Below are 15,675 nucleotides of genomic sequence, written 5' to 3'. Positions count from 1 at the left end.
GTCGGGGAGAAACGACACTGCGGGCGCGCCGGTCCCATGATCAGACAGCAAAGGCCACCTGATCAGGGGAAATGCCCGCCCGAACCTCCCCCCTCGGGGCCCCGGGACGCTATGACTGGTCGGGCCGGCCGCACGCCTTGCCCAGGCGGCCGACCCGACCAGGAGGATCAGTCATGCGGAAGTCCGCGACCCTGCTCGCCGCCGTCGCCCTCGCCTTCGCCGCCGCTCCGCCCGCCAGCGCCGAGGTCAACAGCCAGTGCGGCCGGTACATCTGCGTCATGACGGCGCACCACAACCGCTTCGTGCAGGACATCACCGTCCAGACCCGCGACGGCAACCCCGGTGTGCTGCGCGCCTACTGGGGCGAGTTCCGCTCCGGCCGGGTCACCGCCGCCTCGCACCGCTGGGCCGTCGGGTACGAGCAGGCCGGAGCCAAGCTCGTCTGCGGCGGCCTGGAGCGCGACGGCCGCACCATCGAGGACGGCATCTGCGTGACCATCTGACCCCGCCCGGCGCGGCGTTCGCCCCCGGCTGCGGCCGTGCGGCGGGAGCGGCCCGACCCCTCCCGCCGCAGGGGCCCCCGGACGTACCCTCAAATGATGAGAACTCCTCGTCAGGCAGCGCGCATCGTCGTCCTCTCCCCCGGCGGATCGGTGTTCCTCTTCCGGGAGAACAACATCGAAGTCGGCATCCACTGGCTGCCCCCGGGCGGCGGGATCGACCCGGGCGAGAGCCCCGAGGAGTGCGTGCGCCGCGAGTTGCGCGAGGAAACCGGGTGGACCGACCTCGAACCGCAGCGGCTGCTGTGCACCTGGGAGCACGACTTCACCCACCAGGGCATCCCGGTCCGCCAGCACGAGCACATCTACGTCACCACCGGCCCGCAGCGCGAACCGCGGCTCGAAGCCCCCGGCATCCACTGGCAGTGGCTCTCCCCGCAGCGCCTGGCCACCCTCGGCGAACCCCTGTGGCCGCCGCGGCTGGCGGACCTGCTCACCGAAGCCCCGGCCGCACCGGTCCACCTGGGCCTGCTGGCGTAACCGCCCGGCGGGCCGGCCGGACGGACCCGGCTGACGGCCGGCCGCCAGCGCCGCTACCCTGCGGGAGCCCGACCACACGGCACCACGGGGAGAAGGCGTGAGCATGCACACGGGGGACGAGCACCCGGACCCGGCCGGCGGACCCCCGCCCGGGGGACCCTCCGGCCCGTACGCACCGGGTCCCTACGCCCCGGGCCCGTACGCACCGGGTCCCTATGCCCCGGGTCCGTACGGCGGGCCTCCGCGGCCCGGTTACGCGCCCGGGCCGTACGGAGTCCCCGCGCAGGCCAACCCCTACGCGGCGCCGCCACCCCCGCCCCCGTCGCGGGGCCGGCGGATCGCCCGCTTCGTCTTCAACCCGCTGTACGCCGCCCAGCGCGCGTTCCGCCCCTCGCGCCCCGGCGTCGTCACGGACCCCCTGGTGCGCAAGCTCCAGCTGTGGCGCACGGTGTTGGGGTTCGCCGCCTGGCTCGCGCTGACCCTCTCGTACTCGGCCGTCACCGACCCGGCCGACGGCGCCGGCGCGGCCGCCCAAGACCGCCTCGACCAGAGCTGGAACAGCACCCTCGTCCTGGCCTGCACCCTCCCCCTGCTGGTCGGCGCCTTCGCCGCCGCCGCCCGCGGCCGGCTGCGGCGCGATTACCTCAAGCGGGCCCTGCGCCCCCTCGGCGCCGTCCTGGCCCTGATGGCCTCGATGGCCACCTTCCCGCTCGCCGTCACCGAAGAGACCCAGGGGCTGCGCGACGCGGTCGGACTGCCGGGCAAGATCGTCATGGGGCTGATGTGCCTGTGGTCGCTCGGCTTCGCGCTCTACGGCATCGGGCTCTCGCTCGTCCACGTCTTCCGCACCGCGGACGTCCACGAGCTGCTCCCGCCCGCGCTCGCCACCGCCCTGGTGTGGGAGATGGCGGTGGCGGACCTCGTCAGCGGGAACTACGCGGAGGTGCCGTTCGCCGCGCGGCTGGTGTTCGTGCTGGGCGCGCCCGTCTCGGTCACGGCGCTGGCGTGCTGGGAGACGTACCGGCTGCACCGCCACCACGGCCTCACCCTGCGGTCGGCGCTGGGGCGCTGAGGCTCCGGGGCGCGGGGGGCGGGCCGTTCGTCAGCGGGCCGTGGCCTTCGCGTAGAGCTTCGCCGCGTAATCGCCGAGGACGGTGCTGGTGGAGACGTCGTCCGTGTCCCCGCCCGTCAGGATCCCGATGACCTTCCCGTCCCGGCCGATCCAGGCGCTGCCGCTGGTGCCGCCCGGGAAGTCGGCGCAGTCGAAACGCTGCTCCGTCGGGCTGAGGCGGGTGGCGACGGCCGTACAGGTCCGGGGGACCTTGCGGTCGGCGGGATAGCCCGTCACCGTGACCTCCTCGCCCGCGCGGCCGGAGGTGTCCAGGGGGGCGGCGCCGGTGACGTCCTCGATCCTGCGCCCCTTGTCGTCGGGGGCGACCCTGGCGAAGGCGAGGTCGTAGTCGTCGTCGGTGCCCTCGGCCCAGCGCTCGTCCTCGTAGACGTGCTCGATCTTCCACGTCCCGTACGGGGCCACGCCGTTCGCGTACGCGGGCGCGAAGACGGCGCCGTCCTCGCCGCCCTGCTCACCCTCCATCAGGCAGTGCCCGGCGGTGATGAGGAGGTTCTTGCCGGGGCTGCGGACGACGGTGGCGGTGCAGAAGTGGTCCCCGTCCAGCCCGCCGGTGAACAGGGCGCCGGTGAAGGCGGCGGGCCCGCCGGGCTTGGGGGTCACAGGGGTCGGCGCGGGCTTGGCCAGCTGCGGCTTGGAGGCCTGTGAGCGCGACGGCCCCGTGGGCGAGCCCGACGGCGTCGCCGGCTCGGCCCGGACGGCGGCCCGGGCCCCGTCGGGCGGGGGCACCAGCTCGGCCATCGCCGCGGAGGCCCCGAGGGCGGCCACCGCACACAGCACAGCCGTCACCACGGTCCGCTTGTCCACCGCCACGTTCCCTCCCGCTCAACCCCCGCGAAGCATGCCCCGCGCCCGGGGTGGGGTGCAAGGTCATCGAGTGTCGCCACGACCGCACGAGGGGCGGTGGACGGGGGGTGGGGGCGGGTGGTCGGCCCGGGGGGCTGCGGGGGAACCCCGGCGGGATGCCCCCCGGCCGGTCTCGCGGAACGGCCGGGGGTTTCCCGTCAGTCCACTGTCCTTCCGTGCCGGGCCGGCCCGTCAAGGGCGCTCCTTCGTCGCGTCGCTTCGCGATGGCCTTCGGCCACCCCTGACCGGCCGTCCCGTCCCGGAACGCCAAAGACTGCCGGGAAGCCCCCGAAGGAACGGTCTGGTCTGCACGGACGAGGAGCGGGCCCGTCAGAGACGACGATCCGCGGCCACGGACAGGAACGGCCACCCTCCGGCCCACTCGCAGCCCCGTTCCGGGCCGGGCGTGGACTTCCCCACATCTACGGCCAACCAGAACAGCCAACGGGCCCACCCACGCATCAGATCGCTGCCCGCTTCGCTCGGCTCAGCGACCGCGGGCCGTCCGTGGCCGAATCAGCCGCACAGGGCTGCCGCGGGCACCTTCGCCAGTCCACTGCCCTGCGGCACGGGGCGTTGCTGCTTCAGTTCCGCGGCGAGGTCGTAGACGTTGGCGGCCAGGACCAGCTGTCGTTGACCGTCCGTGGTGGTGAGGGACACGCTGGTGAAACCGGGTCCGGCGCCGTCGGTTTCCCAGGTGCTGACCTTCCTGGCGTCCGGTCCCGGGCCGCACGGCACGTCCACGCGCTGCACCCCCAGTCCGTGCGCGGCCCCGTCGGACTCCACCGTGGTGAGGAGTTCTCGCTGCTGGGCGGGGCGCAGCAGCGTGCCCGCGAAGAGGGCCCGGTGGAAGCGGGCCAGATCGTCGACCGTGGAGATCATGGCACCGGCGGTCCAGTCGTACGACGGGCTGAACCGGGTGATGTCGCGCCCGGCGAGGTCGTATCCGTGCAGATGGGGGCCGTGCACGTCCGGATCGGTCAGCGGGAAGGAGGTGTCCTTGAGGCCGAGCGGGGTGAGGATCCGCCGCTGGATTTCGGTGGGCGCGCCGTGGTGCGTGACCGCCTCGATCACCAGGCCGGCGAGCAGGTAGTTGGTGTTGGAGTACTGCCATCCTTCGCCCGGGTCGAACGGCCGGACGTGCCGGACGGCCCGGGCGACCACCTGCCGGGGTGTGTACACGTAGTCCCACTCGTGGCGCTCCAGGTAGGGAGCGAAGAACTCCGGCTCATTGGTGGGGTCGTAGATGCCCGAGGTGTGGTTGAGCAGGTGCCGGACGGTGATGCTCCTGCCCTTTCCCCGGAACGTGCCGGGCAGCCACTTCTCCACGCTGTCGTCGAGCGAAAGCCTTCCTTCCCCCTCCAGTTGGAGGAGCACCGTCGACACGAACGACTTGGTGTTGCTGGCGATCCGGAACCGGTGGTCCGGCCGGGCCCGCTCGCCGGTCGCGGTGTCCGCGAGGCCGGCCGCCATGCGCGATTCCCGCTCTCCCTGCCTGGCGTAGGCCACGACGCCGGGGAACCCGTCCGCGACCGTCTGGTCGATGGCCGCCTTGAGTCCGTCCCGCTCCGCCGCGGCCGCGGCCGCGGGGAAGAACCCCGGGACCGCCACCATGCACATCCCCGCCAGCAGTGCCACTGCCCCCGTACGTACCTTCACCGACTGCTCCCGCTCCTGGTTCCCGTCTCCTGCCCGCCCAGCGTGCCGGGCGCCGCTGCGGGCGCCCATCCCGCTGGCGCCCGGATGGAAGCGGGGGTTGTCCCCCTCAGAGCGTCTTCGTCATGAAGGTGCTGAGCGGGTCGGGCAGGTAGTCGGCGAACGGCTCGCACGTGGTGAAGCCGAACTTCTCGTACAGCTTCCTGGCCGGCAGGAAGAATTCGGCCGTGCCGGTCTCCAGGCTCAGCCTCGTGAAGCCCGTGCGCGTGGCCTCGGTGAGGATGTGCCCCAGCAGGAAAGACGCGATCCCGCTTCTCTTGCGGGCCGGGGAAGTGCGCATCGACTTCAGCTCCGCGTGGCCCGCGTCGAGCCTCTTGAGCGCACCGCAGCCCAGTACGGTGCCGCCCTCCCGCACCGACCAGAACGTGATCGCGGGCTCGCGCAGGGCGTCGAGGTCGAGGGCGTGTTTGCTCTCCGGAGGGGAGATGGACCGCATCTGCTGGACGTGCGCGGAGAGGAAGGCCGCGATCTCGGGGCCGGAGAGGTCGTCTACCGCGATCTTCACCCTGCTCGTCCCTCTCCAGGCCACCTGACGCTACGTGTTCGAGGAGTCTGCCACGCACGGAGGGGCGAGTGTCCGATCGGCCACGGACGGCCCGCGGTCGCTGAGCCGAGCGAAGCGGGCAGCGATCTGATGCGTGGGTGGGCCCGTTGGCTGTTCTGGTTGGCCGTAGATGTGGGGAAGTCCCCGCCCGGCCCGGAACGGGGCTGCGAGAGGGCCGGAGGGTGGCCGTTCCTGTCCGTAGCCGCGGATCGTCGTCTCTGACGGGGCCGCTCCTCGTCCGTGCAGACCAGACCGTTCCTTCGGGGGCTTCCCGGCAGTCTTTGGCGTTCCGGGACGGGACGGCCGGTCAAGGGTGGCCGAAGGCCATCGCGAAGCGACGCGACGAAGGAGCGCCCTTGACGGGCCGGCCCGGCACGGAAGGACAGTGGACTGACGGGAAACCCCCGGCCGTTCCGCGAGACCGGCCGGGGGGCATCCCGCCGGGGTTCCCCCGCAGCCCCCCCCTTACGCCCCCGCCCAGAGGCCCTCCGGGGTCAGGCCCAGCAGGTCGATCGCGTTGCCGCGGACGATGCGGTCGACCACGTCCGGGGACAGGTGGCCCATCTGGCCCTCGCCCACCTCCCGGGACTTCGGCCAGGTGGAGTCCGAGTGGGGGTAGTCCGTCTCGTAGAGGACGTTCCCGACGCCGATCGCGTCCAGGTTCCGCAGGCCGAAGGGGTCGTCGAAGAAGCAGCCGAAGACGTGCTCGGCGAAGAGTTCCGACGGCGGCCGGTGGACCTTGTCCGCGACCCCGCCCCAGGCGCGGTTCTCCTCCCACACCACGTTCGCGCGTTCCAGGATGTAGGGGATCCAGCCGATCTGGCCCTCCGCGTACATGATCTTGAGGTTCGGGAAGCGTTCGAACTTGCCGCTCATCAGCCAGTCGACCATCGAGAAGCAGCAGTTGGCGAAGGTGATGGTCGAGCCGACGGCCGGCGGGGCGTCGGCCGAGGTGGAGGGCATGCGCGAGGAGGAGCCGATGTGCATGGCGATGACCGTGCCGGTCTCGTCGCACGCCCGGAGGAACGGGTCCCACTCGTCGGTGTGGACGGACGGCAGGCCCAGGTGCGGCGGTATCTCGGAGAAGGCGACCGCGCGCACCCCGCGGGCCGCGTTGCGGCGGACCTCGGCGGCGGCGAGCCGGGCGTCCCACAGCGGGACGAGGGTGAGGGGGATGAGGCGGCCGCGGGCTGCGGGGCCGCACCACTCCTCCACCATCCAGTCGTTGTACGCCCGTACGCCGAGCAGGCCGAGCTCGCGGTCCTTGGCCTCGGTGAAGGTCTGTCCGCAAAAGCGCGGGAAGGTGGGGAAGCAGAGGGCGGACTGGACGTGGTTGACGTCCATGTCGGCGAGCCGGTCGGGAACCGAGAAGGATCCCGGGCGCATCTGCTCGTAGGTGATGACTTCCAGTTTGATCTCGTCGCGGTCGTACCCCACGGCCGTGTCGAGCCGGGTGAGCGGACGGTGCAGGTCCTCGTACACCCACCAGTCGCCGATCGGGCCGTCGTCGCCCTTCGCCCCCATGACGGGGGCGAACTTGCCGCCGAGGAAGGTCATTTCCTTCAGGGGAGCGCGGACGATCCGGGGGCCGGTGTCGCGGTATTTGGACGGGAGCCGGTCCCGCCAGACGTGAGGGGGCTCGACCGTGTGATCGTCCACCGAGATGATCTTCGGGAAGGTCTCCATGCGTTCTACCGTAGCGCCGATCTGACGAACCGTCAGCTATCTGGCGCACAGTCGCCCGCAGAACGGGGAGCGGCTCCCTCCGCTGCGGGCTGACGTGTACGTGCAAGACAGGGCAGACTGACCCTTAAACCGACGGAAGGCAGGGGGGACGACAGATGGACGGCATACCGGCCATCCCGCACCAGCGGAACCACCCCGAGGCAGCCCGGTCCCGGAACTCCGCCGACGTGCCCGCATCCCCCGTACCCCCGGCACACCCCGAGAGCCCCGTACCCCCCGAGAGCGCCCTGCGCCCCGGTCCGGCGGCCGAACCCTCCCCCGCCGACAACCGGTTCGCCGTCCTCGGCCCCATCCGCGCCTGGCGCGGCGCCGAGGCCCTGCCCTCCGGCAGCCCCCAGCAGCGCGCCCTGCTCGCCGTGCTGCTGCTGCGCGACGGCCGCACCGCGACCGCCCCCGAGCTGATCGACGCCATCTGGGGCGAGGACCCGCCCCCACAGGCCCTGGCCACCATCCGTACGTACGCCTCCCGGCTGCGCAAGGTCCTCGACCCCGGGCTGCTCGTCAGCGACGCCGGCGGCTACGCGGTCCGGCTGCGCCACCAGGAGGCCCTGGACCTCGGCATCGCCCGCAGCCTCGCCGCCGACGCCGATGCCGCCCGCACCGCCGGGGACCGCGCCCTGGCCCGTACGCTGCTCGCCCGCGCCCTGGACCTCTGGGACGGCGAACCCCTCGCCGGAGTCCCCGGCCCGCACGCCGACACCGAGCGGACCCGGCTCGCCGAATGGCGCCTCCAGCTGCTGGAGACCCGCCTCGACCTCGACCTGGAGGTCGGCCACCACGCCGAGGCCGTCTCCGAACTCACCGCCCTCACCGCCGCCCACCCCCTGCGCGAGCGGCTGCGCGAACTGCTGATGCTGGCCCTGTACCGCAGCGGCCGCCAGGCCGAGGCACTCGCCGTCTACGCCGACACCCGCCGCCTGCTCGCCGGTGAACTCGGCGTCGACCCCCGGCCCGAACTCTCCGCGCTCCAGCAGCGCATCCTCAACGCGGACGCCGAACTGGCCCGCGCCGAAGACCCCGCCCCGGCGGCGGCACCCGTACTCGTGAGGCCAGCGCAATTGCCCGCCACCGTCCCCGACTTCACCGGCCGCAGCCCCTTCGTCAGCGAACTCGGCGACATCCTCTCGACCGCCGAGGGCCAGGTCATGGCCGTCTCCGCGCTCGCCGGCATAGGCGGCGTCGGCAAGACCACCCTCGCCGTGCACGTCGCGCACGCCGCCCGCCCGCACTTCCCCGACGGCCAGCTCTACGTCGACCTCCAGGGCACCGACCCCCGCCCGGCGCTCCCCGAGGCCGTCCTCGGCTCCTTCCTGCGCGCCCTCGGCACCCCCGACAGCGCCATCCCCGACTCCGCCGCCGACCGGGCCGCCCTCTACCGCACCGTCCTCGACGGCCGCCGCGTCCTGGTCCTCCTCGACAACGCCCGCGACGCCGCCCAGGTCCGCCCGCTGCTGCCCGGCACCGCGGGCTGCGCCGCCCTCGTCACCAGCCGGGTCCGCATGTCGGGCCTCGCCGGGGCCCATCTCGTCGACCTCGACGTGATGAGCCCCGATGAGGCCCTGCAGCTGTTCACCCGCATCGTCGGCGCCGAACGCGTCGGCGCCGAACGCCAGGCCGCCCTCGACGTGGTCGGCGCCTGCGGCTTCCTGCCGCTCGCCATCCGCATCGCCGCCTCCCGGCTCGCCGCCCGCCGGACCTGGACCGTCTCCGTCCTCGCCGCCAAACTCGCCGACGGGCGCCGCCGCCTCGACGAGCTCCAGGCCGGCGACCTCGCCGTCAAGGCCACCTTCGAGCTCGGCTACGGCCAGCTCGAACCCGCCCAGCAGCGCGCCTTCCGCCTCCTCGGCCTCGCCGACGGCCCCGACATCTCCCTGGCCGCCGCGGCCGCCGTCCTCGACCTGGCCGAGCACGACACCGAAGACCTCCTGGAGGCTTTAGTCGACTGCTCCCTGCTGGAGTCGGCCGCCCCCGGCCGCTACCGCTTCCACGACCTCGTACGCCTCTACGCCCGCGCCTGCGCCGAACGCGACGAGCAGCCCCCGGCCGGCCGCGAGGACGCCCTCGACCGGCTCCTCGACTTCTACCTCGCCACCGCCTCCCGCGTGTACGCGCTGGAACGCCCCGGCGACCGGCTGCCCGCCCACCTGTCGGCCACCCGCCACCCCGGACTGGTCCTGACCGAGGCCCGCGCCGCCCTCGACTGGCTGTTCGCCGAGGCCGACCCGCTGCTGGCCTGCGTACGCCAGGCCGCCGGCCGGCCCCCCGGGCTGCGCCGGGCCGTGGACCTGCTGTGGGCGGCGAAGGACCTGGCCGAGTCCGGAGCGAACTCCAAGCAGTACGAGTCCGCCGCCCTGACCCTGCGCGAAGCCGCGCAGGCCGCGCGGGACCCGCGCGCCGAGGGCCGCGCCCGGATCACGGCGACCATCGTCCACCTGGTCGCGGGCCGCTTCGCCGACGCCGACGACGAGGCCCGCCAGGCCATGGACCTGGCCCACGAGGCCGGCGACCCGCTGCCCAGCTGCTGGGCGCCCAACGACCGCGGGATCATCGCCCTCTACCAGGGCCGCCACCGCGACGGCGAGCGCCACCTGCTGGAAGCCATCGAGAACTTCCGGGCCGACGCCAACCTCGTCGGCGAGGCCAGCGCCCTGTGCAACCTCTCCCGCATCCACGTCGAACTGGGCCGCCTGTCCTCCGCCATCGACCTGGCCCAGCAGGGCATCGCCATCTACGACCGGATGGGCCTGACCCTGCGCCTGGCCAACGGCCGGTACGCGCTGGGCATCGCGCTGACCCAGGCCGGACGGCTGCGCGAGGCGCTCACCGAGCTCGCCGAGGCGCTGTCGCTGTTCCACGAGAACCGCCAGCCCCTGTGGGAGGGCGTGACGCACTTCCGGCTCGCCGAGGCCCACCTCGCCGCCCGGCGGCCGACCCTGGCCGCCAAACACGCCGAGCAGGCCATCGCGCTGCGCGGGATCGGCGGCGAGTGGCGGCGGGCGACGGTGCTGACCGTGCTCGGCAAGGCGCTGCGCGGGCTCGGCCAGCCGGACCGGGCGCGGGCCTGCTGGCGGGACGCGGAGGGCGTCTTCGCCCAGCTGGGCTCGGCCGAACTGGCCGAAGTGCGGGCCCTGCTGGCCTCCGAACTGGCCGCCTGACCGGGTCCGATCACGGGCCCGGAGCCGATGGACGGGCGCGTTCATCGTTCGTTTATCGCCACGCGCGACGATAGGTGCATCGACCCGGTGCGTCGGGGGGCAACCGGGCCGGCTGGAGGACTACCCGTTCGGCGGTCCTCGGGGGAATCGCCGAACGGGACCGACTCATCCATCAGGAGATCCGATGACGACGAACGAGAACAGCCTGCCGCTCGACGGGGACATCAGACCGCTCGACAACCACGCTTCGGGCGCCGACATCAATCCGCTGGATCCGCTCGACCCGCCGGCCCCGAAGAAGCCGGGCGAGAAGCCGCTCGACAACCACGCCTCTGGCGAGGAAATCGTGACGCTGGACAACCACGCGTCGGGAACGCGCCCGTAACCAGGGCCCGTTCCGGCGGTACGGAGCACGGGGGAAACGTACGGGGGAAACGTACGGGGGGCCTGCGGGGAGCGGTGCGCACGGGGGACCGCGAGCGGACGTACGGGGGAACGTACGGGGGAACCGCTCGCGGGACGACGGGGATGCGCACGGGGGACGAACCCCGCAGGAACGTACGGGGGGAAACGTACGGGGGACGTACGTACGGGGGAGCACGACGGGGGACGTACGGGGGACGTACGGGAACGGCGGCCGCGGTGGCCAGGAGGGGGACCACCGCGGCCGCCGCGCGCCCGCGTCCGGACCCGGACGGGCCGGTGCGGGCCGCCGGGGTGGTGGTGGGGGCCTCGGAGATCCGCAGGGTCCGAAGGTCCCGACCGGCGCTCCGCGCGGCCCCGCGGTGGCTACGCTGACCCCGTGTTCACCTCCCAGGGCCCAAACCTGCGCGAACTGGCCGTCCAGGCCCTCACCTCCGTCGAGCGGGGCTACGACCTGCTCGCCCCGAAGTTCGACGAGACCCCCTTCCGCACCCCCGACCGGATGCTCGACGCCGTCGAGGAGACCCTGGCCGGGCGGGAGGGCTCCTTCGGCGACGGACTGGACCTGTGCTGCGGCACCGGCGCGGGCCTGCCGATGCTGCGCCGGCTGTGCCGGGACCGGGTCACCGGGACCGACCTCAGCGCGGGCATGCTGGCGCAGGCCGCCCGGCGCGGCCCCGCCGGGGTGGACCTCGTACGGGCCGACGCGCTGGCGCTGCCCGGGACGTTCACGGACGCCTACGACCTCGCGGTGAGCTTCGGGGCCTTCGGGCACTTCCTGCCGGCCGAGCGGCCCGCCCTCTTCGCGGGCGTGCACCGCGCGCTGCGGCCCGGCGGGGTCTTCGCCTTCCCCGTGGGCGCCCCGATCCCGGCGGCCTCGCCGCTGTGGTGGGCGGTGGCCGGCTTCGACGCGGCGATGCGGGTGCGCAACGCCGTGTGGCGGCCGCCCTTCGTCATGTACTACCGCACCTTCCCGCTGGGCCCGGTCCGCGCGGACCTGACGGCTGCGGGCTTCGCCGTGGAGACGGCCCCGCTGGAGCACTTCGGGTACCGCGAGGACGGCAGCCCGCGCTGGCGGCTGCTGCTCGCCCGCAAGCCCGGCCCGGCCGGTGCCACCGCCCACGCCACGGGCGCGGCGGCGGGCGCGGGAGCAGCAGCCGTCTGATCAGCCGGTCCGGTCGAAGGTGAGCCGGACCCGCTCCTGGTCGGTGAGGTCGCCGCCGTCGCGCAGCCGGGCCATGTCGTTGCCGGACAGCGCGCGCCCGTAGATCCGTACGTCGTCCAGCGCGCCCGCGTAGAAGGCCTTGTAGTCGGGCTGCGTGCCGAGGTGGACGGTGAAGGCGCCGGTGGGCCGGAAGTCGGCCCGCCCGGGCCCGAGCGGGGCGGTGGCGGCCCGGCCGCCGTCCACCGACAGGGCGAGCAGGCCGCCCCGGCGCTGGAAGACCACGTGGTGCCAGGCGTCGTCGTCGGTGCGGTCCGGGGCGGTCACGGACACCGGTCCCGGCCCCGGTCCGGCGTTGACGGTGGCCACCAGGCGGCCGGTCTGCGGATCGGCCTCGACGCGGAACTGCCGGGCATCGGGGCCCTGTCCGTACGCCCACACCAGGGGCTGGCGCAGACCGCTCTCCCGGTCCTGGCCCCGGGTCTTGTACTTGACCCAGGTGGCGACGGCGAAGTCCCCGTCGCCCAGGCGCAGCGAGTCCGGGCAGTCGATCAGGCGCAGGAAGTCGTCCTTGCCGTCGAAGCGCATGCTCTTGCCGCCGCCCGGCCGGTTGCCGGGCCGGGGCGCGCCGTGGACCACGGCGTCGTTGTGGTGGGGCGTGGCGTCGGGGGTGTAGCGGGGGGTGAGGTCCTCGGCGGCCTCCCGCAGCTCGTGCGGGCCGAAGGCGGTGAACTTGATGTAGCCGTGCGGGGTGCCGTTGGCGGTCTCGTAGAGCATGCCGACGCGGCCGCCGGGCAGGACGGCCATGTCCGAGTAGCCCGCGCGTTCGCGCAGGACGACGGCGCCGTCCTTGGACCAGGTGCGGCCGCCGTCCGCCGAGGTGCGCACGGCCAGGGTCCAGCGGTCGGAGAACTCGGCGCCGGGGCGGCTGGGCGCCGACAGCAGGAGGGGGCCGGCGGCGGGCAGCTGGAGCAGGGAGCCGGAGGCGGGCGGGGCGGTGAGGCCGGTGACGGGGGCGAAGCCGGGCGCCGGGAAGGCGGGTGCGGCGGCGTCGTCGACGAGGGCGGCGACCCGGTGGTCGGCGGTCCCGCAGGTGGCGGTGGAGCGGGCGTTGACGTAGATCCGGCCGTCGGGGAGCTGCGTGAGGGCGGGCTCGTTGGGTGCGGGGGTGCCCTCGGGGGCGCCCCAGCGGGCGCCGGCCAGCCAGGTGAGGCCGCCGTCGTCGCTGTAGAGGAGCTGGGCGCCGGATTCGTTGGACTCGGTGCGGTAGTCGGCGCCGACGACGAGCCGGCCCGGGCGGTCGGGGCGGGTCGGGGTCAGCTGGATGCCGTGGCCGGGGCCGACGGAGACCCAGGCCCAGTCGGCGCCCTTGAGCTGCGGCTGCGGATTGGGTTCGGCGCTCCAGTGGGCGCCGTCGTCGGTGCTGTGCGCCAGGCGCAGTTCGCGGGGGCCTCGGACCCGGTTGCCGGCGGCGTCGGGGGCCCAGGTGCTGTAGGCGTAGAGGAGGGAGATGCGGCCGGAGGCGGAGTCGACGACGGGAGCGGGGTTGCCGTAGGCACCGGGGTCGCCGGCTCCCCGGACGACTTCCATGGGGCCCCAGGTGCGGCCCTCGTCGGTGGAGCGCTTCATGACGAGGTCGATGTCGCCGATGTCGTTGCAACTGGCGGTGCGGGCCTCGGCGATGGCCAGCAGGGTGCCGTCCTTGGTGGTGGTGAGGGTGGGGATGCGGTAGCAGTCGTAGCCCTCGGTGAAGGCGCTGAACGGGGCCGACACGGCGGCCGTCAGCCCGGGCCGGCCGCCCCCGTCCCGGCCGTCGCCGCCGCCCGCGCCGTCCGCCCCGGGGGGCCCGTCGGGGAGCAGGGCGAGGAGCAGGACCACGACGAGGGCGGCCCCGGCCCCGGCCGCCGCCCAGAGCCGGGCCCGGGTACCCCCGGGAATTCGGACAACCGGCTGGTTCGAGCTCACCCGTGCAGGCTAACGCGCCGACGATCACCCCCACCGCCCCGGGCGGCCCCCCGCGGGTACGCCGGCCCGGGGTGACACGGCGGGGACGTGATCCCGGCCGTCAGTCCCCGGAGGGGCCGGCGGAGCGGCGGCGGGCGCGCAGTTCGGTCTTGAGCACCTTCCCGCCGGCGTTGCGCGGGAGGGCGGTGACGAACTCCACCGACCGGGGCACCTTGTAGTTGGCCATCTCGCGGCGCGACCAGGCGATCAGGTCGTCGGCGGTGAGGACGGAGCCGGGGCGCCGCACCGCGTACGCCTTGCCCACCTCCCCGAGCCGGGGGTCTGGGATGCCGATCACGGCGACGTCGGCGATGTCGGGGTGGAGGCCGAGGAGCTGCTCGATCTCGGCAGGGTAGGCGTTGAAGCCGCCGACGATGAACATGTCCTTGATCCGGTCGGTGATGCGGAGGTTGCCGTCGCCGTCGAGGACGCCGACGTCGCCGGTGCGCAGCCAGCCGTCGGGGGTGATGGCGCGGGCGGTGCCCTCCGGGTCCTCGAAGTAGCCCCGCATCACGTGGTGGCCGCGGACCCACACCTCGCCGGGCGTGCCGTCGGGCCGCTCGTCGCCCTCGGGGCCGGTGATGCGCAGCCGGGTGCCGGGGATGGCGCGTCCCGAGGTCTCGGAGACCACTTCGGCCGGGTCGCCGCGCCGGCACATGGTGACGATGCCGCTCGCCTCGGAGAGCCCGTACGCGGTCAAGACGGTGGCGATGCGCAGTTCGGCGCGGAGCCGTTCGACGAGCTGGAGGGGGACCACGGCCGCGCCGGTGACGACCAGGCGCAGGGCGGAGAGGTCGTGGTGGTCGCGCTGGGGGTGGTCCAGGAGGGACTGGTGCAGGGTGGGCGGCCCGGGGAGCACGGAGATCCGCTCGGCGGCGATGTTGGCGAGGACGGTGTCCACGTTGAAGACGGGCTGCGGGACCATCGTGGCGCCGCGCATCAGGCAGGCGATGATCCCGGCCTTGTAGCCGAAGGTGTGGAAGAAGGGGTTCACGATCAGGTAGCGGTCGCCCTCGCGCAGTCCGGCGAGTTCGCTCCACACGGCGTAGCAGCGCAGGGTCTGGGCGTGGGTGAGGACGGCGCCCTTGGGGCTGCCGGTGGTGCCGGAGGTGAAGACGATGTCCGAGGGGTCGTCGGGACCGATCGCCCCGGCCCGGGCCCGGACGGCCGCGGCGGGGACGGTGTCGCCGCCCGCGAGGAAGTCCTTCCAGGTGCGGAAGTCCTCCGGGGCGTCGTCGGCGAGGACCACCACCTGCTCCAGGTGCGGCAGCCCGGGCAGCGGCCCGCGGGCGGCGGTGTCGGGCGCGGCGGTGTCGGGGGCGTCGGCTTCGGGGGCGTCGGCTTCGGCGGTGGCGCGGCGCAGGGAGGCCACGTAGGAGGTTCCGAGGAAGGTGCCGGTGACGAACAGCAGGCGGGCGCGGCTGCGCCGCAGGACGTACGCGGCCTCCGCGCCCTTGAAGCGGGTGTTGAGCGGGACGAGCACCGCGCCCGCGCTGACGGCGCCGAGGGCGCAGACGATCCACTCCAGGGTGTTGGGCGCCCAGACGGCGACCCGGTCACCGGGCTCGACCCCGGCGGCGAGGCAGGCGGCGGCGGCCCGCTCGACGCGCTCGCCGAGCTGGGCGTAGTCGAGCCGGACCCGCCCGTCGACCACGGCCTCGCGGTCGCCGTAGCGCTCGGCGGCGTCCCGGACCAGGGCGGCGATGGTGCCCCACCGCAGGTCCCCGCGGGGATCGGCGCCGTCCGGCCCGGCCTGGGCGTCGGGCCCGGCCTGGGTGTCCGGCCCGGCCTGGGTGTCACGCCCGTCCTGTTCGTACCGTTCGCCCCGGTCGAAACCCTCCGTGCCCGCGACTTCCGCCATCGCCCGCCCCTCACCGCGATCCCAGTAGCTGACTATCCGTCAGATTAGC

General features: G+C 74.1%; 12 protein-coding genes. 6 read left to right on the top strand and 6 right to left on the bottom strand.

The window, feature by feature from the left end:
* Positions 1-173 precede the first annotated feature (173 nt).
* The 3 genes from ACGFXC_RS31510 (at position 174) to ACGFXC_RS31500 (ending at position 2,112) form a co-directional block, all read left to right on the top strand.
* Positions 174-503: a hypothetical protein gene (locus ACGFXC_RS31510; RefSeq protein ID WP_393718292.1), complete on the top strand. Its 330-nt coding sequence runs from the start codon at positions 174-176 to the stop codon at positions 501-503.
* A 96-nt stretch (positions 504-599) separates the two neighbouring features.
* Positions 600-1,040 carry an NUDIX hydrolase gene (locus ACGFXC_RS31505; protein WP_393718291.1) on the top strand — a complete coding sequence of 147 codons (441 nt, stop codon included), beginning with the start codon at positions 600-602 and terminating at the stop codon, positions 1,038-1,040.
* A gap of 103 nt (positions 1,041-1,143) precedes the next feature.
* Positions 1,144-2,112, top strand: a complete 969-nt coding sequence (locus tag ACGFXC_RS31500) for a hypothetical protein (protein WP_393718371.1) — start codon at positions 1,144-1,146, stop codon at positions 2,110-2,112.
* Between the two features lie 30 nt (positions 2,113-2,142).
* Here ACGFXC_RS31500 and ACGFXC_RS31495 read toward each other — a convergent pair whose 3' ends face one another.
* The 4 genes from ACGFXC_RS31495 to ACGFXC_RS31480 form a co-directional block, all read right to left on the bottom strand.
* The gene (locus ACGFXC_RS31495) at positions 2,143-2,976 is read right to left on the bottom strand and encodes a trypsin-like serine peptidase (protein ID WP_393718290.1); all 834 of its coding nucleotides are present in this window, start codon (positions 2,974-2,976) and stop codon (positions 2,143-2,145) included.
* A gap of 555 nt (positions 2,977-3,531) precedes the next feature.
* A complete protein-coding gene (locus tag ACGFXC_RS31490; RefSeq protein WP_393718289.1) occupies positions 3,532-4,674 on the bottom strand; it encodes a serine hydrolase domain-containing protein in 1,143 nt (380 codons plus the stop codon).
* A 106-nt stretch (positions 4,675-4,780) separates the two neighbouring features.
* Positions 4,781-5,236 (bottom strand): GNAT family N-acetyltransferase, encoded by a 456-nt coding sequence (locus tag ACGFXC_RS31485; protein WP_393718288.1) that lies wholly within the window; start codon positions 5,234-5,236, stop codon positions 4,781-4,783.
* 504 nt (positions 5,237-5,740) lie between these two features.
* A complete protein-coding gene (locus ACGFXC_RS31480; protein WP_393718287.1) occupies positions 5,741-6,961 on the bottom strand; it encodes an amidohydrolase family protein in 1,221 nt (406 codons plus the stop codon).
* Positions 6,962-7,116: 155 nt separating this feature from the next.
* Between ACGFXC_RS31480 and ACGFXC_RS31475 the strand changes: the two genes are divergently transcribed.
* The 3 genes from ACGFXC_RS31475 to ACGFXC_RS31465 all read left to right on the top strand — a co-directional run bounded on the left by ACGFXC_RS31475 (position 7,117) and on the right by ACGFXC_RS31465 (position 11,764).
* Positions 7,117-10,176, top strand: a complete 3,060-nt coding sequence (locus tag ACGFXC_RS31475; RefSeq protein WP_393718286.1) for a BTAD domain-containing putative transcriptional regulator — start codon at positions 7,117-7,119, stop codon at positions 10,174-10,176.
* 184 nt (positions 10,177-10,360) lie between these two features.
* A complete protein-coding gene (locus ACGFXC_RS31470) occupies positions 10,361-10,561 on the top strand; it encodes a hypothetical protein (RefSeq protein WP_393718285.1) in 201 nt (66 codons plus the stop codon).
* Positions 10,562-10,978: 417 nt separating this feature from the next.
* Complete coding sequence (locus ACGFXC_RS31465; protein WP_393718284.1) at positions 10,979-11,764, top strand: class I SAM-dependent DNA methyltransferase; 786 nt, start codon at positions 10,979-10,981, stop codon at positions 11,762-11,764.
* Here the strand turns inward: ACGFXC_RS31465 and ACGFXC_RS31460 are convergent, their stop codons facing one another.
* Together ACGFXC_RS31460 and ACGFXC_RS31455 are read right to left on the bottom strand one after the other, a co-directional pair.
* Positions 11,765-13,726 (bottom strand): exo-alpha-sialidase, encoded by a 1,962-nt coding sequence (locus ACGFXC_RS31460; RefSeq protein ID WP_393718283.1) that lies wholly within the window; start codon positions 13,724-13,726, stop codon positions 11,765-11,767.
* A gap of 100 nt (positions 13,727-13,826) precedes the next feature.
* The gene (locus tag ACGFXC_RS31455; RefSeq protein WP_393718282.1) at positions 13,827-15,626 is read right to left on the bottom strand and encodes a fatty acid--CoA ligase family protein; all 1,800 of its coding nucleotides are present in this window, start codon (positions 15,624-15,626) and stop codon (positions 13,827-13,829) included.
* Positions 15,627-15,675: the final 49 nt, after the last annotated feature.

Source organism: Streptomyces sp. NPDC048507, from assembly GCF_043199995.1.
GTDB lineage: Bacteria > Actinomycetota > Actinomycetes > Streptomycetales > Streptomycetaceae > Streptomyces.
This window is presented reverse-complemented; position numbering and strand designations above follow the sequence as displayed.

Coding starts and splice junctions, on each gene's coding strand:
- ACGFXC_RS31510 (WP_393718292.1), top strand. CDS start 174: ATGCGGAAGTCCGCGACCCTGCTCGCCGCCGTCGCCCTCGCCTTCGCC.
- ACGFXC_RS31505 (WP_393718291.1), top strand. CDS start 600: ATGAGAACTCCTCGTCAGGCAGCGCGCATCGTCGTCCTCTCCCCCGGC.
- ACGFXC_RS31500 (WP_393718371.1), top strand. CDS start 1,144: ATGCACACGGGGGACGAGCACCCGGACCCGGCCGGCGGACCCCCGCCC.
- ACGFXC_RS31480 (WP_393718287.1), bottom strand. CDS start 6,961: ATGGAGACCTTCCCGAAGATCATCTCGGTGGACGATCACACGGTCGAG.
- ACGFXC_RS31475 (WP_393718286.1), top strand. CDS start 7,117: ATGGACGGCATACCGGCCATCCCGCACCAGCGGAACCACCCCGAGGCA.
- ACGFXC_RS31470 (WP_393718285.1), top strand. CDS start 10,361: ATGACGACGAACGAGAACAGCCTGCCGCTCGACGGGGACATCAGACCG.
- ACGFXC_RS31455 (WP_393718282.1), bottom strand. CDS start 15,626: ATGGCGGAAGTCGCGGGCACGGAGGGTTTCGACCGGGGCGAACGGTAC.